This is a genomic window from Pseudomonas sp. LBUM1661, assembly GCF_059695925.1.
In genome coordinates, this window is record NZ_CP166794.1 from 4,535,660 (window position 1) to 4,561,158 (window position 25,499).

Consider the following 25,499-nt stretch of genomic DNA (forward strand, 5'->3'; position numbering starts at 1 on the left):
GACAGGGCGAAAAAGGGAGATTAGGGATATGGGCGCGGTCAAGCGTTGGGGAATCGCGAGTATTATTTTTGGTGCGCTCGTACTGGCCTACGGAGGGTATTGGTTTGCCAAGCAGGTAGTTTATGAAAAGGAGCAACTCACGGCCTACAGAACGAAAGTCGTCGCTGATGCTGTCATGCAAACTGCCACGCATGAGCGTAACTACGCGTTGGAAATACGAGGAGTGGGACTCGCGGTACAAGGGTGGCATCAATCATCGGTTTGGCAAAAAATCGAAACGAAAGCAGACAATTTCGCTTCGATTTTTTCGAAAGACCCAAATGATTACAACGCATCAGTTACATCCCGAGAGAACTCCAGCCGTATTGCTACCCGAGCTGCATTCCAGTATTCGGCAAGCGACTCGGTAGCTTACTGGCCGATCCCTGTGTTTGCGATCGGACCGCCGAAACAGCCTGAAGACACGGGCGCCGCTGCGAATATTCTGGGCGGACGCAATGCCGCTACCTTGGGCGTCACCCTGTTCCTGTGGCAGGACGCGGACAATACTACCCATGCCCAGAGCATGATTGAGCGCGTGTTCAAGTTCTTTGACGACAATCCCGAAGTGCCACAGGCATTGATTGTGAGTGAAGACGGCGATGTCACTCGAAACGGCTATCGCGTGGCCGGCACGCCAGGATTGCAATACGCTCAGGTCGTACCAACCGTGTACACAAGCGTGACCGGCCTGCTGCTCACTCGTTCGGATCGGGTAAACCGTTATATCCGCCCTTTTGCCACCCATGAATCGGAAAACAACCAGAACAAAAACTCCGACATGGGCAAGTTGTGGGCGTTTTACTGGAAGCATTCACCGCTGTTCAGAAAAGTCTATGAAGACGCCAAACGTGCTGAGGGGATCAGGAAACCTTACGGCCCCGGCACCATGTCCTCCACCTACTGGCAATCCCAACTCCCCACCCTCTGGCAAACCCTGAGCAACCGAGGCCCCGGCCATTTCGAACCGTCGCCATGGTTGCCGGCCCGCTGGGCCCACCATCAAGTCAAGGAATTCGATAGAGCGCCAGTCCTGGGTTACTTGCACCGCCCGGTCAAAGTCGTGATGCACGACGAAAACGGCAATCCGCTCAAACCCGCGCTGCAAACCAAAGCCTTGCAAGCTGGCTGGCTGCAGGCACTGGAAACGTTGCCCAAGGGCGAAAAACCGCTGCGTGTGTTCTACGACAGCACTGACAACGCCCATGGCGAAATCGCACTGACCAATGCGCTGCATGGCCTCAACACCGATGGAACCGGCATCGTATTAGGCAATGTCGACGCGAGCTACGACATCGGTCGACGCCTGGGCAATACCGGCGTCAGTAGCGCCCTGGTGGAAATCAACCTCGCGACGATTGCCAGCTACCAGGACGGCGGCGTCAGCGCGGCGGTTTACACGGGCGATGACGGCAGCATCACCGTGCAAATGGTCCGCCCGCCTGACGAAGCCCGCAAAGCGAAAAATCAGCAAACCCACGGCGTCGACCCCTTCCGATTTCGCATGCCGGGGCCAAAACCATGACTCATCAGATATGCCTGGGATATTCATGGCGTGGCGAGCAATGTGTTGAATGTACGGGTGACCTGAGGATGGCCGCCGGGCTAAAACGCCAAGACAACAAAAAGGCGCCAACCGGCGCCTTTATGTTTTATTGCGATTAACCTCAGGCCATTTCCGCCGTGGTTTCGAAATCGAAGGTCAACTCGCCATCCTTCAGATCGATATGCACCACGCCACCATGGTCGGCCAGTTCGCCAAAGAGAATCTCTTCCGCCAGCGGACGCTTGATCTTGTCCTGAATCAAACGCGCCATTGGTCGAGCACCCATCGCCGAGTCATAGCCACCCGCCGCCAACCAGCTGCGCGCCGCATCCGTTACCTCAAGCTGCACACGCTTGTCTTCCAGCTGCGCCTGAAGCTCGGTAAGGAACTTGTCCACCACGCTTTTGATGACCTCATGACTGAGGCGACCAAACTGGATAATGGTGTCCAGACGGTTACGGAATTCCGGCGTGAAGCTCTTCTTGATCACTTCCATCGCATCGGACGAGTGGTCCTGATGGGTGAAACCGATCGAAGCGCGAGCTGCCGTTTCGGCACCGGCGTTGGTCGTCATGATGACGATCACGTTACGGAAATCCGCCTTGCGCCCGTTGTTATCGGTCAGCGTACCGTGGTCCATGACCTGCAACAGCAGGTTGAAGACTTCCGGATGCGCCTTCTCGATCTCATCGAGCAACAGCACGCAGTGAGGCTGTTTGGTAATGGCTTCGGTCAAGAGACCGCCCTGGTCGAACCCGACATAGCCAGGAGGCGCACCGATCAGACGCGATACGGTGTGGCGCTCCATGTACTCGGACATGTCGAAACGAACCAGCTCGATGCCCAACGCCTTGGCCAACTGACGCGCCGCTTCGGTTTTACCGACACCGGTCGGCCCTGCGAACAGGAACGAACCGACAGGCTTGTCAGGCGACTTGAGGCCGGCACGGGACAGTTTGATCGCGGTCGACAGCGAGTCGATCGCCGCATCCTGGCCAAATACGGTCAGCTTCAGGTCACGCTCAAGGTTACGCAGCAATTCTTTGTCGGAACTGGTGACGTGCTTAGGCGGAATACGCGCGATTTTCGCGACGATGTCCTCGACTTGAGGCACTTCGATGCGTTTCACGCGTTTCTCGATCGGTTGCAGGCGCTGGTAGGCACCCGCTTCGTCGATGACGTCGATCGCCTTGTCCGGCATGTGCCGGTCATTGATGTAACGCGAGGCCAGCTCAGCCGCTGCGCGCAGGGCTTCATCGCTGTACTCGATGTTGTGGTGCGCTTCGAAACGCCCTTTCAGGCCGCGCAGGATGCCGATGGTGTCTTCCACCGAAGGTTCCGACACGTCGACCTTCTGGAAGCGCCGGGCCAAGGCTCGGTCCTTCTCGAAGATCCCGCGGAATTCCTGGAAGGTAGTCGAACCGATGCAGCGGATATCACCGGACGACAGCAGCGGCTTGAGCAGGTTCGAGGCATCCATGACGCCACCGGACGCGGCACCCGCACCGATGATGGTGTGGATTTCGTCGATGAACAGAATCGCCTGCGGACGTTTTTTCAGCTCATTGAGCAACGCCTTGAAGCGTTTCTCGAAATCGCCGCGGTATTTGGTCCCGGCCAGCAAGGCGCCCAGATCAAGGGAATACACCACGCTGTTGGCCAACAGGTCCGGCACCTGGTTGTCGACAATGCGCTTGGCCAGGCCTTCGGCAATCGCGGTTTTACCCACGCCTGCCTCGCCCACCAGCAGCGGATTGTTTTTGCGACGGCGCGCGAGGATCTGCGCGACACGTTCGACTTCCAGCTCACGGCCGACCAATGGATCGATTCGACCCTGGCGCGCGAGTTCGTTGAGGTTGCTGGCATAAGCATCCAGAGGATTGCCTGAAGATGAAGACTCACCGCCCTCGTCGTCCTGCATATCTTGCTCACCTTCAGAGTGATCGCCATGCCCCGGCACTTTGGAAATGCCGTGGGCGATGTAGTTGACGACATCGATGCGCGCAACGCTCTGCTGTTTCAGCAGGAACACTGCCTGACTCTCTTGCTCACTGAAGATGGCAACCAGCACGTTGGCGCCGGTTACTTCGCGTTTGCCCGAGCTCTGTACGTGAAAGACAGCACGTTGCAGTACACGCTGGAAGCCCAGGGTTGGCTGGGTTTCACGATCCTCGTCATGAACGGGGATCAGTGGCGTGGTGGAGTCGATGAACTCCTGCAAATCATGCTTGAGTTTGTCGAGGTTTGCGCCGCAGGCACGCAAAACGGTGGCGGCAGCCTCATTGTCCAATAGGGCCAGCAGGAGGTGCTCGACGGTCATGAATTCATGACGCTTCGAACGGGCCTCCTTGAAGGCAAGATTGAGGGTGACTTCGAGCTCGCGGTTTAACATAGCTTCACCTCATACCCAAGTGTCCGGCGATTAACCGTCCTTCTCGATTTCACAGAGTAGCGGATGCTGGCTTTCCCTGGCGTACTGGTTGACCTGCATGGCCTTGGTCTCGGCGATGTCGCGGGTAAACACTCCACATACTGCCCGTCCTTCTGTGTGGACGGCCAGCATGACCTTGGTCGCCAGCTCGCGATTCAGGTTAAAAAACACCTCGAGCACTTCGACGACGAAATCCATCGGTGTGTAGTCATCATTAAACAAAACCACCTTGTACATCGGCGGCGCCTGTAAAGCAGGCTTAGCCTCCTGAACAGCAATGCCTGCGGAATCGTCCTCGTGTGCCCCCGGGTGATCTTTTTGGAGAGCCGGGCGATCCTGATTGAATGTTAGTCGAATCTGGCTGATTGCATGCATGGAAAGAAAGGTTCGTTAGTTGTGCGAATACAGTAGTGGGGACGGCTATCACCGATTTCAACTCCGACTGCCTGGTCACCTTGACTATCGGCAAAACGGTGTTACAACCAATAGAGCCCACAGTGGGTAAAAAAGGTCCGCGGAGTCAATCCTATTTTCAAGATTCGACTGCGGATGTACTGGATGATACTCCAGTGATGGAGTCTGTTGCAGAGGGATATGGGTATGTCAGGCGTCAAGGACACAGAGAAGGTCAAAGGCACGGTCAAGGGCAAGGTAAAATGGTTCAACAACGCCAAGGGCTACGGATTCATCAACAAGGATGGTGAAAGCGAAGACCTGTTCGCCCACTATTCAGCCATCCAGATGGACGGTTATAGAACCCTGAAAGCCGGTCAAGCGGTCGTGTTTGACATTATTCAAGGCCCAAAAGGCTTGCACGCCGTCAATATCGGTTCGCCTGAAGACGTTCAGGCCGTCGTCGCACCCAACGGGCAACAAACCATCACAGCTTAAATTCGCGCCCACCCTCCAGTCATAAAAAAACCGCCCGACTCAATCACTTGAGTCGGGCGGTTTTTTATTGCCTGGACCCGCTTACATGTGCGAGATCAGGGCATCACCAAACGCCGAAGAAGACAGCAGTTTCGCGCCTTCCATCAGACGGTGGAAGTCATAGGTCACGGTCTTGGCGGAAATCGCGCCGTTGGTGCCCTTGATGATCAGATCGGCGGCTTCGGTCCAGCCCATGTGACGCAGCATCATTTCAGCGGACAGGATCAGCGAGCCCGGGTTGACCTGGTCCTTGCCGGCATATTTCGGCGCAGTACCGTGGGTCGCTTCGAACATGGCGATGGTGTCGGACAGGTTGGCACCCGGTGCGATACCGATACCGCCCACTTCCGCCGCCAGGGCGTCGGAGAGGTAGTCGCCGTTCAGGTTCAGGGTCGCGATGACATCGTATTCGGCCGGGCGCAGCAGGATCTGCTGGAGCATGGCGTCGGCGATGGCGTCCTTGACGATGACATTCTTGCCGGTTTTCGGGTTTTTGAACTGCATCCACGGCCCGCCGTCGAGCAGGGTCGCGCCGAATTCTTCAGCGGCTACTTCGTAGGCCCATTCCTTGAAGGCACCTTCGGTGAACTTCATGATGTTGCCTTTGTGCACGATGGTCAGCGAGTCGCGGTCGTTGTCGACCACATACTGCAGGGCCTTGCGCGCCAGACGCTTGGTGCCTTGCAGGGAGACCGGCTTGATACCGATGCCGCAATTTTCGTCGAAACGGATCTTGGTCACGCCCATTTCGTCTTTCAGGAACTTGATGACCTTGGTCGCTTCCGGCGAACCGGCTTTCCATTCGATACCGGCATAAATATCTTCCGAGTTTTCACGGAAGATGGTCATGTCGACATCGCCTGGCTTCTTGACCGGGCTAGGCACGCCTTCGAACCAGCGCACCGGGCGCAGGCAAACGTAAAGGTCAAGCTGCTGACGCAGGGCCACGTTCAGGGAACGGATGCCGCCGCCGACCGGCGTGGTCAACGGGCCCTTGATGGAAACTACGTAATCCTTGACCGCGTCCAGGGTTTCCTGAGGTAGCCAGGTGTCCTGATCGTAAACCTGAGTCGCTTTCTCCCCGGCGTAGACTTCCATCCAGGAAATTTTGCGATCGCCGCCGTAAGCCTTCTTCACAGCAGCATCGACAACCTTGATCATGACCGGGCTGATATCAACGCCAATACCATCGCCTTCGATGAAGGGGATGATCGGGTTGTTAGGAACATTGAGAGAATGGTCCGCGTTGACGGTGATTTTGTCGCCGACTGCTGGAACCTGAATCTTCTTGTATCCCATGCTGAACTCCATTGTTTGGATTGAACATCTGGCTTCGTTCGAGCGTACCCCAGTTAAATCGGCACGCAAACCCTCTGTTCTGTCCATCTGCCGCAAAGCTGCACAGTTCGCGGCGTACAAGCCTGAAAGCAAAGGGAAAAGCGCCAAACTCAAGCACGGTGCAAGACTCTACGCCCCCCTCGCCCCTGCGACCTTTAGACCAATGGACGAAAATCGTTGCGCATGAACCATCGGCAGATTGCCAGCTACCTATGTATAATGCCGCCCGCTGACCACAGAGTCACGACGGCCGACCGCTCCTGCCACTGAACAAGTAGCCGGGATGCCGGGCCCGAAAAAGCAGGACCGTTACCGCAGTCCACCCGCTTGACGCTCGACTGATGCACCCAACATCACCGCGCACAAATCTCGACATTCGGCTCATGGATGACTTTGAACGAACGCGCTTACCCGGCGCCCCTCGAGTTTTTCTGCGCACGCTTTAGCAAAGAAGAGAGAGTTAATCCGAATATGCCCACCCGCTCGAAGATCATCTATACCTTCACCGACGAAGCTCCCGCCCTCGCCACCTATTCACTGTTGCCTATCGTAGAGGCTTTCACCGCCTCCGCTGATATCGCCGTGGAAACCCGCGATATCTCTCTTGCAGGGCGCATCCTGGCCAGCTTCCCCGAGCAATTGGGCGATAAAGCCGTAGCCGACCACCTCGCCGAACTGGGCGACCTGGCCGTCACGCCTGAAGCGAACATCATCAAGCTGCCGAACATCAGCGCCTCGGTTCCGCAACTGCAAGCCGCGATCAAAGAACTGCAAGCCCAGGGCTTCGCACTGCCGGACTACCCGGAAACCGTGACCAGCGACGCCGACAAGCTCGCCAAGTCGCGTTACGACAAGATCAAGGGCAGCGCCGTGAACCCGGTTCTGCGCGAAGGCAACTCCGATCGTCGTGCTCCGCTGTCGGTCAAGAACTACGCTCGCAAGCACCCGCACAAAATGGGCGCCTGGGCCAAAGACTCCAAGTCCCACGTTGCGCACATGAGCACCGGCGATTTCTACGGCAGCGAAAAAGCTGCCCTGATCGACGCCGCTGACGCCGTCAAAATCGAACTGATCGCTCAAGACGGCACCACCACGGTCCTGAAAGAAAAAACCACCGTGCAAGCCGGTGAGATCCTCGATTGCGCGGTCATGAGCAAAAACGCTCTGCGCAGCTTCATCGCTGCCGAGATCGAAGACGCCAAGCAAAAAGGCGTGCTGCTGTCGGTTCACCTCAAAGCCACCATGATGAAGGTCTCCGACCCGATCATGTTCGGCCAGATCGTTGCCGAGTTCTATAAAGACGCACTGGCCAAGCACGCAGACGTGCTGGCACAGATCGGCTTCAACCTGAACAACGGCATCGGCGACCTGTACGCTCGCATCAAGGCCCTGCCGGCCGAGCAGCAAGCTGCGATCGAAGCGGACATCCAGGCGGTCTACGCCGTTCGTCCGTCGTTGGCCATGGTCAACTCCGACAAAGGCATCACCAACCTGCACGTGCCGAGCGACGTGATTGTCGACGCCTCGATGCCAGCGATGATCCGTGACTCCGGCAAGATGTGGGGCACTGACGGTCAGCTGCACGACACCAAGGCGGTGATCCCGGATCGCTGCTACGCCACCATCTACCAGGCGGTGATCGAAGACTGCAAGCTGCACGGCGCTTTCGATCCGACCACCATGGGCAGCGTGCCAAACGTTGGCCTGATGGCGAAAAAAGCCGAAGAGTACGGCTCGCACGACAAGACCTTCCAGATCAAGGCCAACGGCGTGGTTCGGGTGTCCGACAGCGCTGGCCGTACCCTGCTGGAACAGTCGGTTGAAGCCGGCGACATCTTCCGCATGTGCCAGACCAAAGACGCGCCGATCCAGGACTGGGTCAAACTGGCCGTCAACCGTGCTCGCGCAAGCGCCACGCCAGCAATCTTCTGGCTGGACCCGATGCGCGCCCACGACGGCGTGGTGATCGAGAAAGTTCAGGCTTACCTGAAGGATCACGACACGTCGGGCCTGGACATCCGCATCATGTCGCCAGTCGACGCGATGGCGTTCACTTTGGGCCGCACTCGCGAAGGCAAGGACACCATCTCGGTGACCGGCAACGTACTGCGCGACTACCTGACTGACCTGTTCCCGATCATGGAACTGGGCACCAGCGCCAAGATGCTGTCGATCGTTCCGCTGATGAACGGCGGCGGTCTGTTTGAAACCGGCGCTGGCGGTTCGGCACCGAAGCACGTTCAGCAGTTGCTGGAAGAAAACTTCCTGCGCTGGGATTCCCTGGGCGAGTTCCTGGCCCTGGCCGCTTCCCTTGAGCATTTGGGTGTGACTTACAACAACCCTAAAGCGCTGGTGCTGGCCAAGACCCTGGACCAGGCCACCGGTCAGTTCCTGGACAACAACAAGTCGCCATCGCGCAAAGTCGGCAACATCGACAACCGCGGCAGCCACTTCTACCTGGCGCTGTACTGGGCTCAAGCCCTGGCCGCCCAGTCCGAAGACACGGCACTGCAAGCGCAGTTCGGCCAACTGGCCAAAACCCTGGCCGAGAACGAAGCAACCATCGTTGCCGAGCTCAACGCCGTTCAGGGCAAGCCAGTGGACATCGGCGGTTACTACCACGCCAATGCCGAGCTGATCAGCAAGGCCATGCGCCCGAGCAACACCTTCAACACCGCGATCGCTGCGCTGGTTTAAGGTTGTAAGGGAACATCACAAACCCCGGCCATGTGTCGGGGTTTGTGTTTTTGAAGACAACGCAAACCCTGTGGGAGCTGGCCTGCCAGCGATAGCGATTTATCATCCAACATTGATGGTGACTGACTCACCGCAATCGCTGGCAGGCCAGCTCCCACAGTCATAGTGTTTCAACTATTGAAATCGGAGGAATCACCATGGAGTGGAAACCCCATATCACCGTCGCCACCATCGTCGAAGATAACGGCCGTTTCCTGATGGTCGAAGAATCCAAGGGCGGACGAACGGTGCTCAACCAACCCGCCGGCCACCTCGACCCGGACGAAACCCTGATCGACGCCGCCATCCGTGAAACCCTCGAGGAAACCGGCTGGGACGTCCAGCCGACCGGCGTAGTGGGCATTTACCTCTACACCGCCCCAAGCAACGGCGTGACCTATCAACGGGTCTGCTTCACCGCAAAACCGCTCAAGCACCACCCCGACTATCAGTTGGACGACGGCATTGTCGGCGCAAAATGGCTGACGCGTGACGAACTGCTGGCACAGCGCGCAAACTGGCGCAGTGAGCTGATCATCCGCTGTATCGACGATTATCTGGACGGTAAACACTTCGGTCTCGAACTGATCCGCCCTTCTCTTTAGCCTTGCGGGCTTCGGCCTGTTAGAATCGCGTCCTTTTTCAAGACACTCATTGAATCCCTATGCGTGATCCAGCCCCTTCTGACACACAAAAGAAGCGCGTCATTGTCGGCATGTCCGGCGGCGTGGACTCTTCCGTTTCCGCTCTCCTGCTGATCGAGCAGGGTTATGAGGTGGAAGGCCTGTTCATGAAGAACTGGGAAGAAGACGATGGAACGGAATACTGCACCGCCATGGACGACCTGGCGGATGCTCAGGCCGTGTGCGACAAGATTGGCATCAAGCTGCACACCGCCAACTTCGCCGCCGAGTACTGGGACAACGTGTTCGAGCACTTCCTGGCCGAATACAAGGCCGGTCGCACGCCGAACCCGGATATCCTGTGCAACCGCGAAATCAAGTTCAAGGCGTTCCTCGACTACGCCATGATGCTCGGCGCCGACCTGATCGCCACCGGCCACTACGTGCGCCGCCGCGACATTGACGGCCGCACTGAACTGCTCAAGGGCCTGGACCCGAACAAGGACCAGAGCTACTTCCTGCACGCCGTCGGCGGCGAACAGATCGCCAAGACCCTGTTCCCGGTCGGCGAGCTGGAAAAGCCCGAAGTGCGCGCAATCGCCGAGAAACACGACCTCGCCACCGCGAAGAAAAAGGATTCCACCGGGATCTGCTTTATCGGCGAACGTCGCTTCAGCGATTTCCTCAAGCAATACCTGCCAGCACAGCCAGGCGAAATCAAGACCACCGAAGGTGAAGTCATCGGCCGTCACCACGGCTTGATGTACCACACCATCGGCCAGCGTCAGGGCCTGGGCATCGGCGGTTTGAAAGATGCCAGCGACGAGCCGTGGTACGTGCTGATCAAGGATCTGGTCAACAACGAGCTGATCGTCGGCCAGGGCAATGACCATCCGTACCTGTTCTCCCGCGCCCTGCTCGCGTCGGACATCTATTGGGTCAACCCGATCGATTTGACCGAGCCGCGCAGGCTGACCGCCAAAGTCCGCTATCGCCAGAGCGACCAGCCTTGCACGCTGGAAAAAACCGCCAGCGGCTACCGCGCGACCTTCGATGACCCGCAACGCGCGGTCACCCCGGGCCAGTCCGTGGTGTTCTACGACGGTGAAATCTGCCTCGGCGGCGGCGTAATCGAAATCGCCGAACCGTGGACCAGCAAAGGCACCCCTCAAGGCGAGCAGCAATGAGCCCGACCCAGGAGCAACTGACGGCGCTGGGCGGCGTGTTTCTCGCCGCCGTGCTGGTAGACAAGATCGCCAAGACCGGCCAGACCACCGAAGCCGGTCTGACCTGCATGCTCGGCAGCCTGTTGATTCGCGACCCCAAGGACACGCTGGAAGTGTACGGCGGCGACGACATCAATCTGCGCGAAGGCTACCGCGCCTTGATCGGCGCCCTGGAGCGCGACCCGAGTACCCTGCAGCGCGAACCGCTGCGTTATGCCTTGGCGATGCTCGGTCTGGAGCGTCAGTTGGCCAAGCGTAACGACATGCTGGACGTGATCGGCAAACGGTTGCCGCAGATTCAGTCCCAGGTCGAGCACTTCGGCCCGGTACACGAAAACGTCATCGCCGCCTGCGGCGCGCTGTACCAGGACACCCTGAGCACCTTGCGCCAACGGATTCAGGTCCACGGCGACATGCGCAACCTGCAGCAACCGAGCAACGCCTCGAAAATCCGCGCCCTGTTGCTGGCCGGGATTCGTTCGGCACGTCTATGGCGGCAGTTGGGCGGTCATCGCTGGCAGTTGGTGATCAGCCGTCGCAAGTTGCTCAAAGAGCTTTACCCGCTGATGCGCAGCAGCTGAACCGCGCCCGCAACACTGCTTTAGATCTGTAACGCGTAATACGCCGGTCAGTTGGCAACGGACCGGCGGATTTTTTCATGTATGATACGCGCCCCATTTCGTTGCCCGACTGTCCGAGAACACCCCATGCAGCTTTCTTCGCTCACTGCGGTTTCCCCTGTTGACGGCCGCTACGCCGGCAAAACCCAGGCCCTGCGCCCAATTTTCAGCGAATACGGCTTGATCCGTGCTCGCGTTCTGGTTGAAGTGCGCTGGCTCCAGCGCCTGGCCGCTCACCCAGGCATCAGCGAAGTGCCGGCGTTCTCCGCCGAAGCCAACGCGGTGCTGAACACCCTGGCGGACAACTTCGCTCTGGAGCACGCCGAGCGTGTCAAAGAGATTGAGCGCACCACCAACCACGACGTCAAAGCCATCGAATACCTGCTCAAAGAGCAAGCGGCCAAGCTGCCGGAACTGGCCAAGGTCAGCGAGTTCATCCACTTTGCCTGCACCAGCGAGGACATCAACAACCTGTCCCACGCCCTGATGCTGCGCGAAGGCCGTGATGACGTGATGCTGCCGCTGATGCGCCAGACCGCCGAAGCCATCCGCGAACTGGCGATCCGTTTCGCTGACGTGCCGATGCTGTCGCGCACCCACGGCCAACCTGCGTCGCCGACCACCCTGGGCAAAGAACTGGCGAACGTGGTTTACCGTCTGGAGCGTCAAATCGCTCAAGTCGCCGCCGTTCCGCTGCTGGGCAAGATCAACGGCGCTGTCGGCAACTACAACGCGCACCTGTCGGCCTACCCTGAGATCGACTGGGAAGAAAACGCCCGCGCCTTCATCGAAGACGAGCTGGGCCTGGGCTTCAACCCTTACACCACGCAGATCGAACCGCACGACTACATTGCCGAGCTGTTCGACGCGATCGCGCGCTTCAACACCATCCTGATCGACTTCGACCGCGACATCTGGGGCTACATCTCCCTGGGTTATTTCAAGCAGCGCACCATCGCTGGCGAAATCGGTTCGTCGACCATGCCGCACAAGGTCAACCCGATCGACTTCGAAAACTCCGAAGGCAACCTGGGCATCGCCAACGCACTGTTCCAGCACCTGGCGAGCAAGCTGCCGATCTCCCGCTGGCAGCGTGACCTGACCGACTCCACCGTGCTGCGCAACCTCGGTGTCGGCTTCGCCCACAGCGTGATCGCGTACGAAGCCAGCCTCAAAGGCATCAGCAAACTGGAGCTCAACGCCCAGAAAATCGCTGCTGACCTCGACGCGTGCTGGGAAGTATTGGCCGAGCCGATCCAGACCGTGATGCGTCGCTACAACATCGAAAACCCGTACGAAAAGCTCAAAGAGTTGACCCGTGGCAAGGGCATCAGCCCTGAAGCACTGCAAACTTTCATCGACGGCCTGGACATGCCAGCCGCCGCCAAGGCCGAGCTGAAACTGCTCACCCCGGCGAACTACATCGGCAATGCTGTAGAGCAAGCCAAGCGCATCTGATCGACCGTTTTACCCTTTTGAGACGCCCGGCAGCGCCGGGCGTTTTTATTCCCGTGTGAAAAGTACTTTTTTTCAATAGGTTACACATGAATCCTGATATTCCTCTTCAACTACTGGGCGGCATCACTGCACGGGAATTCCTGCGCGACTACTGGCAGAAAAAACCGTTGCTGATCCGCCAGGCGATTCCTGACTTCGAAAGCCCGATCGACGCCGACGAATTGGCTGGCCTGGCGCTGGAAGAAGAAGTCGAATCGCGCCTGGTGATCGAGCACGGCGTACACCCTTGGGAATTGCGCCGCGGCCCGTTCGCCGAAGATGAATTCAGCAAATTGCCGGAACGCGAGTGGACCCTGCTGGTTCAAGCCGTCGACCAATTCGTCCCGGAAGTCAGTGAGTTGCTGGAGCACTTCCGCTTCCTGCCGAGCTGGCGCATCGACGACGTGATGATCAGCTTTGCCGCCCCAGGTGGCAGTGTGGGTCCGCACTTCGACAACTACGACGTGTTCCTGCTGCAAGGCCACGGCAAGCGCAACTGGAAAATCGGCCAGATGTGCGACTCCGAAAGCCCGATCCTGCAACACGCCGACCTGCGCATCCTCGCCGACTTCGAAGCCACCGATGAGTGGGTTCTGGAACCGGGCGACATGCTGTACCTGCCACCACGCCTGGCCCATTGCGGCGTGGCCGTTGAGGATTGCATGACTTATTCCGTTGGTTTCCGCGCACCGAGCGCCGCTGAAGTACTGACTCACTTCACCGATTTCCTCAGCCAGTTCCTGCCGGACGAAGAGCGTTACACCGACGCTGACGCCCTGCCTGCGGTCGATCCTCACCAGATCCAACATGACGCCCTCGATCGCCTGAAAAGTCTGTTGGCCGAACACATGAGCGATGAGCGCCTGCTGCTGACCTGGTTCGGCCAGTTCATGACCGAGCCGCGCTACCCGGAGCTGGTGGTGGGTCCGGAAGACGTCGCAGAAGACGATGTGCTCAGCGCCCTCGAGCAAGGCGCCGTGCTGATCCGCAACCCAAGCGCGCGCCTGGCCTGGTCGGAAGTGGATGACGACTTGCTGCTGTTCGCCAGCGGCCAGAGCCGTTACCTGCCAGGCAAGCTGCGCGAACTGCTGAAGCTGATCTGCGCCGCCGACGCCCTGCACACCGATAACCTCGGCGACTGGCTGAGCGACGAAGACGGCCGCGGCCTGCTGTGCGAACTGATCAAGCAAGGCAGTCTGGGGTTCGCCGATGAATAAGATTCACGTACGTGTCGCAGACTGGCAAAAGGACAACGCCGAGATCCGGCGCATTCGTGAAGCGGTGTTCGTCGCCGAGCAATCCGTTCCGCCTGAACTGGAATGGGATGCCGATGACCAGGGCGCCGTGCATTTCCTCGCACTCGAAGGCGACTTTCCAGTGGGTACCGCTCGCCTGCTGCCCGACGGGCACGTCGGCCGGGTGTCGGTGCTCAAGGACTGGCGCGGCTTGAAAGTTGGTGATGCGCTGATGCAAGCGGTGATTCTCGATGCCGAGCAGCGCGGGCTGAAGCAGCAGAAACTCAGCGCCCAGGTGCAGGCCACGGCGTTCTATGAGCGCCTGGGCTTCAGCATTGTCAGTGAGGAATTCCTGGAAGCCGGGATTCCTCATGTGGACATGGTGCGCGGCTCGGCCTGATACCGAGTTGCAGCCTTCGCGGGCAAGCCTCGCTCCTACAGATTCAGCATATTCCCTGTAGGAGCGAGGCTTGCCCGCGAAGAGGCCCGAAAAAACACCCCAAAACGCCCCGCTATCGATCGATACCGGGGCGTTTTGCTGTCTACGATTCAACTTGCCCCATCCCAAGCCGACAAACTGGCAATATCAACACTTCCAGATGCCGGAGATAACGGACATGTCCCTACGCACCCTGCTCACCACGCTGCTGCTGACCTGCAGTTTTTCGGTCATGGCCGCCACCGAGATCGTGCCACTGAACTACCACACCAGCGCTGACATGCTGCCGATGGCCCAGGATTTCATCGGCAAGGACGGTCAGGTCAGCGCCTATGGCAATCAACTGATCGTCAATGCCGATCAGCGCAAGATCGACGAACTTAAAGCCCTGATCGCCCAACTCGATACCCAACCCAAACGCCTGCTGATCACCGTCGACACCAACGAAAACAACGTCCAGGGCGATCAGGGTTATTCAGTGAACGGCGCCAAACCGAGCCAGACCCGAATCATTAATCGCAGCACCGAAAGTCGCGACGGTGGCATCCAGCAGATCCAGGCCAGCGAAGGTGCACCGGCGCTGATCCAGGTCGGTCAAAGCGTCCCGCTCACCAGCAGCCAGACCGATTCCTACGGTGATCTGCGCAGCCAGACCGAATACCGCAACGTCACCCAGGGTTTCTACGTCACCGCCAGCGTTACCGGCGACATCGTTCACCTGGCGATCAGCACCAACCGTGACCGCATGAGCCAGGAACGTCCCGATGTAGTGAACGTGCAAAGTACCGACACAACCGTCACGGGGCGACTCGGCGAATGGATCACCCTGGCGGGCGTGAACCGTCAGACTCAGGCCGATAAACAGGGCGTGACCCGCAGCTACTCGACTCAGGGCCGGGATGACATGACCCTGCGGGTGAAAGTCGATACTTTGGACTAAACCACCGAAAACTGACTGATTAGTCTTATTAGACCAAAGATGTAGTGCCTAAAAAAAAGCACTACAAAACGTTTGACGATACTAAAAAGCGAAGGCATGATGGCCTCGCTCCCGCTAATCAGGGGCCCTGGCAAGGGCCTTCGAGGCGCCGTTCGCATCTACCCCGCGAGCCGCTTCGTGTCTGTACCGCCCATAAGGTGTGTTTGACGAGGTTGCCGACTGGAACGAAGTTGTCCCGAGGGACGGAAGCGTAATTAGGTAACCCGGCACCACTCTGATGTTCGTACCAAGGCCCACGACGCCCGAATGCGCCCACCAGTTCGCCTTTACCTGCTCACTTCCCCTCGAGCCCATCGTTCATCCCGTCGCCAACCCCGCCGAATCCGACTTGACCACCTAAGCTTCTGGTCAGCGAGCAGCCTTTTACGCACCTCCATTGCGTAACTGGCAGGAGCAGGAATTTTCCACCCAGACCTATGCGACGAGGTTTATCTCCATGGCACTGACACGCGAACAGCAAATTGCAGCCCTCGAAAAAGATTGGGCTGAAAACCCACGCTGGAAAGGCGTGACACGCGCTTACTCCGCTGCTGACGTCGTCCGCCTGCGTGGCTCGGTTCAACCTGAGCACACCTTTGCAAAATTGGGCGCCGAGAAGCTGTGGAACCTGGTGACCCAGGGCGCCAAGCCATCCTTCCGTCCTGAGAAAGATTTCGTCAACTGCATGGGCGCCCTGACCGGCGGCCAGGCTGTACAACAAGTCAAAGCCGGTATCCAGGCCATCTACCTGTCGGGCTGGCAAGTCGCTGCGGACAACAACTCCGCAGAATCGATGTACCCGGACCAGTCGCTGTACCCGGTGGATTCGGTTCCAACCGTGGTCAAGCGCATCAACAACTCGTTCCGTCGTGCTGACCAGATCCAGTGGAAAGCCGGCAAAGGCCCGGGCGACGAAGGTTACATCGACTACTTCGCTCCGATCGTGGCTGACGCCGAAGCCGGTTTCGGCGGCGTACTGAACGCTTACGAGCTGATGAAAAGCATGATCGAAGCAGGCGCCGCCGGCGTTCACTTCGAAGACCAACTGGCTTCCGTGAAAAAATGCGGCCACATGGGCGGCAAGGTACTGGTTCCTACCCAGGAAGCTGTACAGAAGCTGACCGCTGCTCGTCTGGCGGCTGACGTTGCCGGTACTCCGACCATCATCCTGGCCCGTACCGACGCTAACGCGGCAGACCTGCTGACGTCCGACTGCGACCCGTACGACCAGCCATTCGTGACTGGCGAACGTACCCAGGAAGGCTTCTACAAAGTGCGCGCCGGTCTCGACCAGGCCATCGCTCGCGGCCTGGCTTACGCGCCGTACGCCGACCTGATCTGGTGCGAAACCGCCAAGCCGGACCTGGACGAGGCTCGTCGCTTCGCTGAAGCGATCAAAAAGGAATACCCGGACCAACTGCTGTCGTACAACTGCTCGCCTTCCTTCAACTGGAAGAAAAACCTGGACGACGCGACCATCGCCAAGTTCCAGCGCGAACTGTCCGCCATGGGTTACAAGCACCAGTTCATCACCCTGGCCGGCATTCACAACATGTGGCACAGCATGTTCAACCTGGCGCACGACTACGCCCGCAACGACATGACTGCCTACGTGAAGCTGCAAGAGCAAGAGTTCGCTGACGCTGCCAAGGGTTACACCTTCGTGGCTCACCAGCAGGAAGTGGGCACCGGCTACTTCGACGACATGACCACCGTGATTCAAGGTGGCTCGTCTTCGGTCACCGCACTGACCGGTTCGACTGAAGAAGAACAGTTCCACTGATCTGAGCAAACGGCCGTTGCGGACCGAGTAGAAAGCTAACCGCAACGTCGCACATCTGACGCCCCGACTGGTTCGGGGCGTTTTTTTTTGCCCGCGCTTTAACCAACACTGCAAAACCCCGGTAGGAGCTGACGAGTGAAACGAGGCTGCGATCTTTTGATCTTGCTTCTAAAAAACAAAGTCAAAAGATCGCAGCCTCGTTTCACTCGTCAGCTCCTACAAGGGTCGGCGGCAGTCTGGGCAAAAACGTTGCTCCATCTCTAAGCGGAGTGAGCGACCGGGAATCAGATAACGAAGTTAACCAGTCGATTGGGCACCACAATCATCCTGCCCGCGCCTTCCAGATAACTGCGCAACACCGGATCAGCCAATGCCTGGCTCCGTATCGCATCGTGATCGGCATCAACCTGGATCATGATGTCCCCACGCAACTTGCCGTTGACTTGCACCATCATTTTTACTTCGTTCTGTTTCAAGGCTTCATTGTCGGGTACCGGCCACGAACTGTCGTAGATGTCACCTGCGAAACCCAGTTCCGCCCAGAGTGTCTGGGCGATGTGCGGCGTAACGGGATACAGGACCTGCAACAGGATCGCCATCCCCTCGCGGGCCACGTGCGGGCCGGCCGACCTGCCGCCCTCCAGCACCTTGAACATCTTCATCGCACCCGAAACCACAGTGTTGTATTGCAGCCGTTCGTAATCGTTGTTGATCTGCTGCAGCAAGCGATGCATCTCAAAGCGCACGCGTCTGGATTCGGCAACGTCCTCAACCCGAGCATCCCGACCATCCGGGGCCCGGCTGTCACAGGCAAAAGTCCATAGCCGGCGCAGGAAGCGATAAGCACCCTCCACCCCACTGTCGCTCCAGATCGTGTCCTGGTCGGGAGGTCCCGCGAAAATAGTAAACAAACGGGCAGTGTCGGCGCCGAACGTGTTGATGATGTCCTTCGGCTCGACGACGTTGTTCTTCGACTTGGACATTTTCTCCACGCCGCCAATGGTGACGGGCAAACCGTCCTCAAGCGCCGTAGCCTTTACCGGGCGACCTTTTTCATCGTACTCGACCGTCACCTGCGCGGGATAAAACCATCGCCGACTGCCATCATCCGCGTTGCGGTAATAACTTTCCCGCAACAGCATGCCTTGGGTGAACAGGTTCTTGAACGGTTCGCTGAACGCCACCAGCCCTTCATCCCGCATAGCCCGGGTCCAGAACCTGGCGTACAGCAAATGCAGCACAGCATGCTCGATACCGCCGATGTATTGATCGACGGGCATCCAGTATTGGCTGCCTGGCCCCACCATCGCGGTAGCACTGTCGGGATCGCAGTAGCGCATGAAGTACCAGCTTGAGTCGACGAAGGTATCCATGGTGTCCGTTTCTCGCAGCGCCGGCGCCGCGCAGCGAGGGCAAGCCACATGGCGAAATCCTTCATGTTCCAGTAACGGGTTTGCGCTGCCGTCGGGAACACAATCGGTGGGTATCACCACGGGCAGATCTGCGTAAGGTACCGGGATGTCGCCACATTGTTCACAATGGATGATGGGAATTGGGGTTCCCCAGTACCGCTGCCGTGAAATCCCCCAATCGCGCAGGCGCCACGTGGTGGTTTCCTCGCCCATGCCACATTCAACCAACGCCGCGACGATGGCCTGAGTGGCCTGTTCGACTGTCAGCCCATCGAAGGTGCCGGAGTTGATCAGATGGCCGTCCCGACGGGTGTAATCGTCTGACCAGACCTCGGGCTCGTACGCCTGATCATCGGAGGCAATGACCTGGCGAACAGGCAAACCGTATTGATGGGCAAAGTTGAAGTCACGCTCATCGTGGGCAGGCACGGCCATCAGGGCCCCTTCACCGTATTCGCTGAGCACATAGTTGGTAATCCACAGTGCGACAGGCTCACCGGTCAACGGGTGCTCGACGTGCAAACCGCTGGGAACGCCGATCTTGACCTGAACGCTGGAGGCGGGACCGGCATCCGCCGCTTGACGACACGCCCGCACCTGCAACTCCAGGCTCGGATCAAGCTCCAGAGCCCGCCTGGCCAGTGCATGCTCGGGGGAAATGGCACAGAAGGTCACCCCCATCAGCGTATCCACCCGGGTTGTGAACACCCACAGCTTGCCTGCATCGATAAGTTGCTCCGTCGCATCCCGGATCTGGTGGGCAAATGCCAGACGAACACCGCTGGCCTTGCCGATCCAGTTGCGCTGCATGGTGCGCACCCTGTCGGGCCAGCCATCCAGCGTGTCGATGGCCGATAGCAACTCTTCGGCATATTGCGTGATACGCAGGTAGTACCCGGGAATTTCCCGCTTCTCGACCAGCGCCCCCGAGCGCCAGCCTCGACCTTCGATCACCTGCTCATTGGCCAGCACCGTTTGGTCGACAGGATCCCAGTTGACTATCTGGGTTTTCTTGTAGGCCACGCCCTTTTCCAGCAACTTGAGGAAGAACCACTGACTCCATTTGTAATACTGTGGGTCGCTGGTGTCGATCTCGCGCGACCAATCGAAGGCCAGCCCCAGCGGCTGCATTTGCGCCTTCATGTCCGCAATGTTCAGCCGTGTCCACTCGGCGGGAGAAACACCCGACTGCATGGCCGCATTCTCTGCCGGCAAACCGAAAGCATCCCAGCCCATCGGCATCAGGACATTGAACCCTTTCATGCGTAAATGACGGGCCAACATGTCGTTGATCGTATAGTTGCGAACGTGCCCCATATGCAACTTTCCCGGTGGATAGGGAAGCATCGAGCAGGCATAAAACTTCGGCCGACTTTGATCTTCGACCGCCTTGAATACATCACCTTGAAGCCATTTGGCCTGAGCCGTACTTTCAACCCAGACTGGATCATACTGTGGTCGCATAGAGGTTCCTCAATTGCAGGAGCTGAACAACGACTCGCTCGGCTCACACTCCTTAAAAGTTACCGGTCGATTTGCTTCAGTTCCTGTCCGGCGATGAAACACGGGGCGCTACAGCCGTCCTGGCAGCAACCAAAAGACAGCCGCCTCCGAACAGGAGGCCCAACAGCCCATAAAGACTCCAACTCAGCTGGAAACCGACCCCGCTGATCAACGAGGCGCCCAGCCCTACGGATACCATCCTCGCCCCCGCCAGCACGATCGGAATAAGGGAAAAAAGACTGGCCTGGGTTTGCAATGTGGTTTTCTGCGAAATCAGCGCGGTGATGTAGGTAATGCCGAGAATCTCACCCAGCGTCCAGAAGAAAACAAACGACAGGATCAGAACTGTCTGCTCGAAAAAGGCATAGGCGCCAAATCCGATACCGTAAAAAACCGCAGCCAGGGACAGATTGGTGAGCGCCCCGAAACGCGACGTCAACGCTATCAGTGGTTGCGTCAACACGATCACCATCAACGCATTGACGATACCTACAGCACCGAACACGCTGGCGGCCTTCCCCGCCGTTACCACGTCAAGCCATAGAGGCAGCTGATATTCACGCTGCGCATCCAGCACCGACAACGCAAAGAACATTGCGCCCGCAACGATCACGATCCTTGGCACATCAACCAGTGCGCCGATGGAAGCCCTTCTGGCTTCAGGTACAGCGCTCTGGTGTTCCGGCAGAGCCAGAAAGATACTCGCCAAAAGGCACAACACACTCACGACCATCGCAAAAATCATCAGGTAGTGACTGTCCAGGCCGAGCAAATACCCACCAATCACGAACAGCAGCGCGCCCCCCAGATTGCTGGCCAGGTGTAAATAGCCAAAGGTGGCGACGCGATTGCTTTCATCCGCCGCCAAGGACGTGAGGACACTAAATACCGGCGTGATCAGGCCCGCAGACAGCATGAACAGCAGCACCATCACAATGGATGCGATCGATGAGCTGAACAGTGCAGCAAACAACAAAAACACCGATGAACAAGACGAGGTACAGATCAATAGCGCCCGGAAGGAACAACGACCGATCAGCACCCCGCTCAACAGATTGCCCAACAGATAGAACGCCGACATCAGCGTGATTACCAAGGCCACCGCCGAACTGTCGAGCTGGTAGTGGCGCTGGAAAAACAAAGCAGCAAAAGGCCCCAAGGCATTCGCCATGACGAACAGCAACCGAAGCAAAACGATATTGCGCATCCCTTCTGCCATACCGATCCTTTTCAGCAATCCCTTCACTTGAGAATCACCTCGACGCTGCGCAAGTGAGCAACGCTGGCAGCCGTACTGCCGCTGCCAAGCAATATTGCCATCAGGAATGTTTTGAGATCCGACGAAGCAGGAATGGCCACACGCAACATATTGTGGAGCAGGCCGAAGCTGTGGGGGTACTGCGAACAGTCGCTGACGCGAATTTTGGCCTGAGCGAAAGCGTTGGCCAGACGACCGTCGGACTGATCCTGCAACAGCAAAAAATTCGTATCGCTTTCGTATACGACGATCGCGTTGGCCCGACAGACTTCGATTATTTCACGCTTGATCTGCGCGAGTTTATCGTGAGCCCGCTGCAATGCTTCCCGGTTCTGCAAGCAGAACAGCGCAGCTTTCACCGCCACATGGTTTACATCCCAGGGTCCGCGCACCTTCATCAGTTCACGGATTGATTCCGGTCGCGTGATCACATACCCCAGACGCAACCCGGCAAGGCCAAAGTACTTTGAGAAGGAACGGATGACGAACAACTGCCTGGCCGTGTTGAATGTTTCCAGACACGAGTGTTGCAGGTACTCAAAGTAGCATTCGTCAACGATCATCGGCTTGTCTTGTCTTACACAAGTCTCGACAAGAGCTTTCAATTGCTCAGGATCAATACGTACGCCCAGAGGATTGTTGGGGTTACACAGGATCAGTCCCTGACAGGTTTGCAAAGCCTCGAGCACAGCCTCGGTCGGCAGCACGAATCTTTGGGCTTGTTTCTCGAAGCCCACGATCACCGGCGCCACGCCATTGACGTCGAGCATCTGGTAATAGAAGGAAAAAACCGGAGAAGGAACTACCACCCGATCCCCGGGCGAAAACACCGACCGTATCACCAGATCGATTGCCTGATCCGCCCCATTGGTCAACAGCAAGCTGTCGGTCGACACCTTGCAGTACTTTGCCAGCTCGCTAAGGAGTGGCTGATAATTGGGGTAGGTGAACAGATCCCGAGGCTTCAATTCGGTGGCCATGAACCGCGCCAGAAACTCATGTAGAAACTGGTTTTCATTCAGATCCAGCAACACCGACGAGAGATCGCGTTCCGGAGACTTCCATAATCCGGAACGCAAGATGTGTCCGTGAAACTTCATTTGTGCATCCCTCCGTAGATCACCTGTTCGCCGAGCTCATACATCTGCCTGACCTCTTCGTCGCTGGCATACACCACCGACTCCCCTGTGGCCGCCGATAAACACTGGCTCGTAATCAATCGACTGATTTCCGCAGTGAATGCCACGGCACGATGAAACGCCTCGGACAGGTCGCGGCCAAAACAGGTAATGCCATGACTGGGCATGACAATGCAGTTGGTGTCGCTGGCGCAGCGGCCAATGGCACTGACATCCAGTTCGACATTCACACCCTCGCCAAGAATGCACGGTGGCTTGCCCATCACCAGTGCCGTGTCGTTCGACACGTACTCCATTTCACGCCATTGCATGACAGCGAAGAAGGAAATGACTTCATTAGGATGAAGATGCACCGTGGCATTGACATCAGCGCGACAGCGCATGATTTCCCGGTGCATCTGGTGCCCCAGGCTGGGTCTGAAACGACCGTGCAAAAGCTCATCGGACTGCATATCCAGCACAGCCAGATGTTCAAGACCGCACTCTTCCAGGGAGACGCCGCGGTGTTTGGTGTAGATCACTTCGCGCTGCCAGTATGCGCAGTGGCTTCGTACAGCGATATTGCCCAGCGTATTGACCAACAGCTGTCGCGCCGCCAAGCGCTGACCGTATTGAAGAATACTGCTGCCGATCGCCACGTCGAACCAGGCTGGCAACCCGGATCGGGAAGTTTCAAGTCCCGCCAGTTTTAATTCAGGCATATCCCTTTGCCTCCCCCCGATACGCAATCGGGATTGACCACGGTTTTGATCTTTGTCCCCTGTAGCAGACCCAGAATCGTTTCCAGGGCATTGGCCTTCAAATCGGCCAGAGAGCGTTCGCTGTAAAACGCGGCATGCGGCGTCAATAACACACGCTCATGTTCGATCAGGGCCTGGGGAGGTGCCGGTTCCTCCTGCACGACATCCAGCAGTGCCATTGACACTACCCCGGACTGCAGGGCCAGAAGCAGAGCATTGGTATCGACGATGCCACCTCGCGCAGTATTGACCAGGGTCGCACCGTGCTTCATCCGCGAAAATCGCGCATCGTTCATCAAATGCGCATTGTCCGGATTAAGAGGCAAATGCAGCGATATGACATCGGCCGAATCGAGCAACGACTCCAGCGTGCCGCCCTGCGCAATACCTTCGACACAGCGCTCGACCCAAGGATCGTAAAAACAAATCCGGTAACCCAGGGCCGCCGCTCTGCGCGCCAATGCTCGCCCTGTTGCGCCATAACCGATCAACCCCAGGACCGTATCTGCGCAGGCTTTGACCTCGCCAGTATGAGCTCGCCAGCTCCAGCCGCCCTGCCGGGTGTGCCTGGCGTAGTCGAGAAGCTTGCGCTGGGCAAAGAGAATCAACGCCATGGCGTGCTCCGCGACTTCCTCCGCCCCCACAGAGCCGATGTTGGAGCAAAGAATGCCTTTCGCGCTCAAAGCCTCGACATCCACATCATCAAGGCCAATGGTCGCCTTCACCAACGCGCGGCATCGATGCATCCTGGCCACCAATGGCGCGTCGATGACAACCGAATGAAAGGCGATGATCCCGTCGGCGCGGGCCAATTGTTCATCCGAGGGCCGGGATGTGACCTCCAGGCTATAGGGCTGATGCGCCGAACCCGAGGCATACTCCCCAGGGTCGACATAATTCACTCTCCGCGAATCGATCATCAGAATATTCATGAGCTTCTCCTCCTTCCCTAGCAGTAGCATTGCCGATTCAAACTTCGCGCCTGGCAGCCCTCAGCCGCTGAGGTAGACGCAGTGTTTGCCGATGTTCCGTGCCATGGCCACGTCATATAGGCAGGCAGCGACCACCATGTCCTGACTGGCGTGGCCGACGCTGCGGAAATAACTCAGACCTTGTTTATGCGTTACTGGCGAAGGCTGCTCGACGGCTAAAGCACCGATTTCCCGGATGTCCTTTACACCAATCACCGACAACGCCAACGCCTGAGCAATTTCGCCCGACTCACGACATGCGGCGTCCAAATGATCGACATGAACTTGAGCGTTGCCCAGTAACCGGGGATCGATCTCGCACGCCTGAAGCGTACTGCCACCAATGGCATTGATATGGGCGGCGGATTTGAGCTGATGCACTCCAATCAAAGGCAGTGGACTGTCATGGGAGGTCGTCGTGCAGACTATGTCCGCATCAGCCAGCGCCTCCTCCATGCGGTTGACGGCCTCGACCGGCAGCGAAAGCTCAATGGACAGGCGCTCGGCCAAAGCGACACTTTTGGCCAGGCAACGGGAAAATATCCTGACCTGCCCCAGATCTCTGATAGCGGCCATCGCCTTGGTATGCGCTGCGGCCTGAGCCCCAGCACCGATCACCGCCAGATTGAGTCGCTCCCGCGGGCAGAGCTTGTCCGTCGCCAGGGCACTCATGGCACTGGTACGAATCGCCGTCAGGGCTGCACTGTCAATCATGGCTAGCAACCTCCCGCTGTCGATATCGATCAGCAAAACCGCGCCATTGACCCCCGATAACCCATGCACAGCGTTGCCGGGATGAAACGACGACACTTTGATGCCCAGCGTCTGGCTTCCGGGCAAAAAGGCCGGCATGAACAAAGAGAATGCTTTCTGTCGCTCGTGTGTGATGATCGAACGTTGCGGAACCACAGGAGGCGAGAGTGCAAACCCCCGGTGGGCTTTTTCGAGTGCGCGAACAAGCGTTAGTAACTCGACACAACGCCCGATATCTTCGCGATTAAGAAGCAGCATGGCTTTTCCTTTTCCATCAAAGCTTTTCGAAGATACCGGCCAT

General features: G+C 58.0%; 20 protein-coding genes. 11 read left to right on the plus strand and 9 right to left on the minus strand.

Translation table 11 applies throughout. The features are described 5' to 3' along the window. Positions 1 to 28 precede the first annotated feature (28 nt). Entirely contained in the window at positions 29 to 1,564 is a 1,536-nt protein-coding gene (locus ACA057_RS20860) for a type VI lipase adapter Tla3 domain-containing protein (protein ID WP_497341944.1), read from the plus strand. Positions 1,565 to 1,706: 142 nt separating this feature from the next. Here ACA057_RS20860 and clpA read toward each other — a convergent pair whose 3' ends face one another. Together clpA and clpS are read right to left on the minus strand one after the other, a co-directional pair. After that, positions 1,707 to 3,977, minus strand: coding sequence for an ATP-dependent Clp protease ATP-binding subunit ClpA (gene clpA / locus ACA057_RS20865; RefSeq protein WP_008146900.1), 2,271 nt, complete (start codon positions 3,975 to 3,977; stop codon positions 1,707 to 1,709). Between the two features lie 30 nt (positions 3,978 to 4,007). Then, positions 4,008 to 4,391 (minus strand): ATP-dependent Clp protease adapter ClpS, encoded by a 384-nt coding sequence (clpS, locus tag ACA057_RS20870; RefSeq protein ID WP_140680026.1) that lies wholly within the window; start codon positions 4,389 to 4,391, stop codon positions 4,008 to 4,010. 225 nt (positions 4,392 to 4,616) lie between these two features. Here clpS and cspD point away from each other — a divergent pair, with 225 nt between their 5' ends. Continuing rightward, positions 4,617 to 4,907: a cold shock domain-containing protein CspD gene (gene cspD, locus ACA057_RS20875; RefSeq protein WP_497341946.1), complete on the plus strand. Its 291-nt coding sequence runs from the start codon at positions 4,617 to 4,619 to the stop codon at positions 4,905 to 4,907. A gap of 81 nt (positions 4,908 to 4,988) precedes the next feature. Here the strand turns inward: cspD and icd are convergent, their stop codons facing one another. After that, positions 4,989 to 6,245, minus strand: coding sequence for an NADP-dependent isocitrate dehydrogenase (icd, locus tag ACA057_RS20880; protein ID WP_046047455.1), 1,257 nt, complete (start codon positions 6,243 to 6,245; stop codon positions 4,989 to 4,991). A gap of 510 nt (positions 6,246 to 6,755) precedes the next feature. Here icd and ACA057_RS20885 point away from each other — a divergent pair. From ACA057_RS20885 to aceA, 9 genes are all read left to right on the plus strand, one after another. Next, positions 6,756 to 8,981, plus strand: coding sequence for an NADP-dependent isocitrate dehydrogenase (locus tag ACA057_RS20885; RefSeq protein ID WP_497341948.1), 2,226 nt, complete (start codon positions 6,756 to 6,758; stop codon positions 8,979 to 8,981). 197 nt (positions 8,982 to 9,178) lie between these two features. Further along, the gene (locus tag ACA057_RS20890) at positions 9,179 to 9,625 is read left to right on the plus strand and encodes an NUDIX hydrolase (RefSeq protein ID WP_497341950.1); all 447 of its coding nucleotides are present in this window, start codon (positions 9,179 to 9,181) and stop codon (positions 9,623 to 9,625) included. Between the two features lie 59 nt (positions 9,626 to 9,684). Next, a complete protein-coding gene (gene mnmA / locus ACA057_RS20895; protein WP_497341952.1) occupies positions 9,685 to 10,830 on the plus strand; it encodes a tRNA 2-thiouridine(34) synthase MnmA in 1,146 nt (381 codons plus the stop codon). Next, positions 10,827 to 11,450, plus strand: a complete 624-nt coding sequence (gene hflD / locus ACA057_RS20900) for a high frequency lysogenization protein HflD (RefSeq protein ID WP_059406607.1) — start codon at positions 10,827 to 10,829, stop codon at positions 11,448 to 11,450. Before mnmA ends, hflD begins: the two co-directional genes overlap by 4 nt. 126 nt (positions 11,451 to 11,576) lie before the next feature. Continuing rightward, positions 11,577 to 12,947 (plus strand): adenylosuccinate lyase, encoded by a 1,371-nt coding sequence (gene purB / locus ACA057_RS20905; RefSeq protein ID WP_090185637.1) that lies wholly within the window; start codon positions 11,577 to 11,579, stop codon positions 12,945 to 12,947. A gap of 86 nt (positions 12,948 to 13,033) precedes the next feature. Then, positions 13,034 to 14,203 (plus strand): ribosomal protein uL16 3-hydroxylase, encoded by a 1,170-nt coding sequence (locus ACA057_RS20910; protein WP_497341955.1) that lies wholly within the window; start codon positions 13,034 to 13,036, stop codon positions 14,201 to 14,203. Then, complete coding sequence (locus tag ACA057_RS20915) at positions 14,196 to 14,621, plus strand: GNAT family N-acetyltransferase (protein ID WP_497341957.1); 426 nt, start codon at positions 14,196 to 14,198, stop codon at positions 14,619 to 14,621. The genes ACA057_RS20910 and ACA057_RS20915 overlap by 8 nt, the downstream gene beginning before the upstream one ends. Positions 14,622 to 14,838: 217 nt before the next feature. Next, positions 14,839 to 15,600, plus strand: a complete 762-nt coding sequence (locus ACA057_RS20920) for a secretin N-terminal domain-containing protein (RefSeq protein ID WP_059406603.1) — start codon at positions 14,839 to 14,841, stop codon at positions 15,598 to 15,600. A gap of 496 nt (positions 15,601 to 16,096) precedes the next feature. Beyond that, positions 16,097 to 17,422, plus strand: coding sequence for an isocitrate lyase (gene aceA / locus ACA057_RS20925; RefSeq protein ID WP_008032724.1), 1,326 nt, complete (start codon positions 16,097 to 16,099; stop codon positions 17,420 to 17,422). A gap of 284 nt (positions 17,423 to 17,706) precedes the next feature. Here aceA and leuS read toward each other — a convergent pair whose 3' ends face one another. The 6 genes from leuS to ACA057_RS20955 all read right to left on the minus strand — a co-directional run bounded on the left by leuS (position 17,707) and on the right by ACA057_RS20955 (position 25,456). Then, positions 17,707 to 20,298, minus strand: coding sequence for a leucine--tRNA ligase (gene leuS, locus ACA057_RS20930; protein WP_497341959.1), 2,592 nt, complete (start codon positions 20,296 to 20,298; stop codon positions 17,707 to 17,709). 76 nt (positions 20,299 to 20,374) lie between these two features. After that, entirely contained in the window at positions 20,375 to 21,583 is a 1,209-nt protein-coding gene (locus ACA057_RS20935; protein WP_497341961.1) for an MFS transporter, read from the minus strand. Further along, positions 21,580 to 22,695 (minus strand): pyridoxal phosphate-dependent aminotransferase, encoded by a 1,116-nt coding sequence (locus ACA057_RS20940; protein ID WP_497341963.1) that lies wholly within the window; start codon positions 22,693 to 22,695, stop codon positions 21,580 to 21,582. Before ACA057_RS20940 ends, ACA057_RS20935 begins: the two co-directional genes overlap by 4 nt. Beyond that, positions 22,692 to 23,435: a class II aldolase/adducin family protein gene (locus tag ACA057_RS20945; RefSeq protein WP_497341965.1), complete on the minus strand. Its 744-nt coding sequence runs from the start codon at positions 23,433 to 23,435 to the stop codon at positions 22,692 to 22,694. The genes ACA057_RS20940 and ACA057_RS20945 overlap by 4 nt, the downstream gene beginning before the upstream one ends. Beyond that, positions 23,423 to 24,406 carry an NAD(P)-dependent oxidoreductase gene (locus ACA057_RS20950; RefSeq protein ID WP_497341967.1) on the minus strand — a complete coding sequence of 328 codons (984 nt, stop codon included), beginning with the start codon at positions 24,404 to 24,406 and terminating at the stop codon, positions 23,423 to 23,425. The genes ACA057_RS20945 and ACA057_RS20950 overlap by 13 nt, the downstream gene beginning before the upstream one ends. A 60-nt stretch (positions 24,407 to 24,466) precedes the next feature. Beyond that, positions 24,467 to 25,456: an ornithine cyclodeaminase family protein gene (locus tag ACA057_RS20955; RefSeq protein WP_497341969.1), complete on the minus strand. Its 990-nt coding sequence runs from the start codon at positions 25,454 to 25,456 to the stop codon at positions 24,467 to 24,469. Between the last annotated feature and the right edge of the window lie 43 nt (positions 25,457 to 25,499).

Excerpts from the sequence above, each read along its gene's own strand:
- ACA057_RS20860 (WP_497341944.1), top strand. The coding sequence starts at position 29 with ATGGGCGCGGTCAAGCGTTGGGGAATCGCGAGTATTATTTTTGGTGCG.
- clpA (WP_008146900.1), bottom strand. The coding sequence starts at position 3,977 with ATGTTAAACCGCGAGCTCGAAGTCACCCTCAATCTTGCCTTCAAGGAG.
- clpS (WP_140680026.1), bottom strand. The coding sequence starts at position 4,391 with ATGCATGCAATCAGCCAGATTCGACTAACATTCAATCAGGATCGCCCG.
- cspD (WP_497341946.1), top strand. The coding sequence starts at position 4,617 with ATGTCAGGCGTCAAGGACACAGAGAAGGTCAAAGGCACGGTCAAGGGC.
- icd (WP_046047455.1), bottom strand. The coding sequence starts at position 6,245 with ATGGGATACAAGAAGATTCAGGTTCCAGCAGTCGGCGACAAAATCACC.
- ACA057_RS20885 (WP_497341948.1), top strand. The coding sequence starts at position 6,756 with ATGCCCACCCGCTCGAAGATCATCTATACCTTCACCGACGAAGCTCCC.
- ACA057_RS20890 (WP_497341950.1), top strand. The coding sequence starts at position 9,179 with ATGGAGTGGAAACCCCATATCACCGTCGCCACCATCGTCGAAGATAAC.
- mnmA (WP_497341952.1), top strand. The coding sequence starts at position 9,685 with ATGCGTGATCCAGCCCCTTCTGACACACAAAAGAAGCGCGTCATTGTC.
- hflD (WP_059406607.1), top strand. The coding sequence starts at position 10,827 with ATGAGCCCGACCCAGGAGCAACTGACGGCGCTGGGCGGCGTGTTTCTC.
- purB (WP_090185637.1), top strand. The coding sequence starts at position 11,577 with ATGCAGCTTTCTTCGCTCACTGCGGTTTCCCCTGTTGACGGCCGCTAC.
- ACA057_RS20910 (WP_497341955.1), top strand. The coding sequence starts at position 13,034 with ATGAATCCTGATATTCCTCTTCAACTACTGGGCGGCATCACTGCACGG.
- ACA057_RS20915 (WP_497341957.1), top strand. The coding sequence starts at position 14,196 with ATGAATAAGATTCACGTACGTGTCGCAGACTGGCAAAAGGACAACGCC.
- ACA057_RS20920 (WP_059406603.1), top strand. The coding sequence starts at position 14,839 with ATGTCCCTACGCACCCTGCTCACCACGCTGCTGCTGACCTGCAGTTTT.
- aceA (WP_008032724.1), top strand. The coding sequence starts at position 16,097 with ATGGCACTGACACGCGAACAGCAAATTGCAGCCCTCGAAAAAGATTGG.
- leuS (WP_497341959.1), bottom strand. The coding sequence starts at position 20,298 with ATGCGACCACAGTATGATCCAGTCTGGGTTGAAAGTACGGCTCAGGCC.
- ACA057_RS20940 (WP_497341963.1), bottom strand. The coding sequence starts at position 22,695 with ATGAAGTTTCACGGACACATCTTGCGTTCCGGATTATGGAAGTCTCCG.
- ACA057_RS20945 (WP_497341965.1), bottom strand. The coding sequence starts at position 23,435 with ATGCCTGAATTAAAACTGGCGGGACTTGAAACTTCCCGATCCGGGTTG.
- ACA057_RS20950 (WP_497341967.1), bottom strand. The coding sequence starts at position 24,406 with ATGAATATTCTGATGATCGATTCGCGGAGAGTGAATTATGTCGACCCT.
- ACA057_RS20955 (WP_497341969.1), bottom strand. The coding sequence starts at position 25,456 with ATGCTGCTTCTTAATCGCGAAGATATCGGGCGTTGTGTCGAGTTACTA.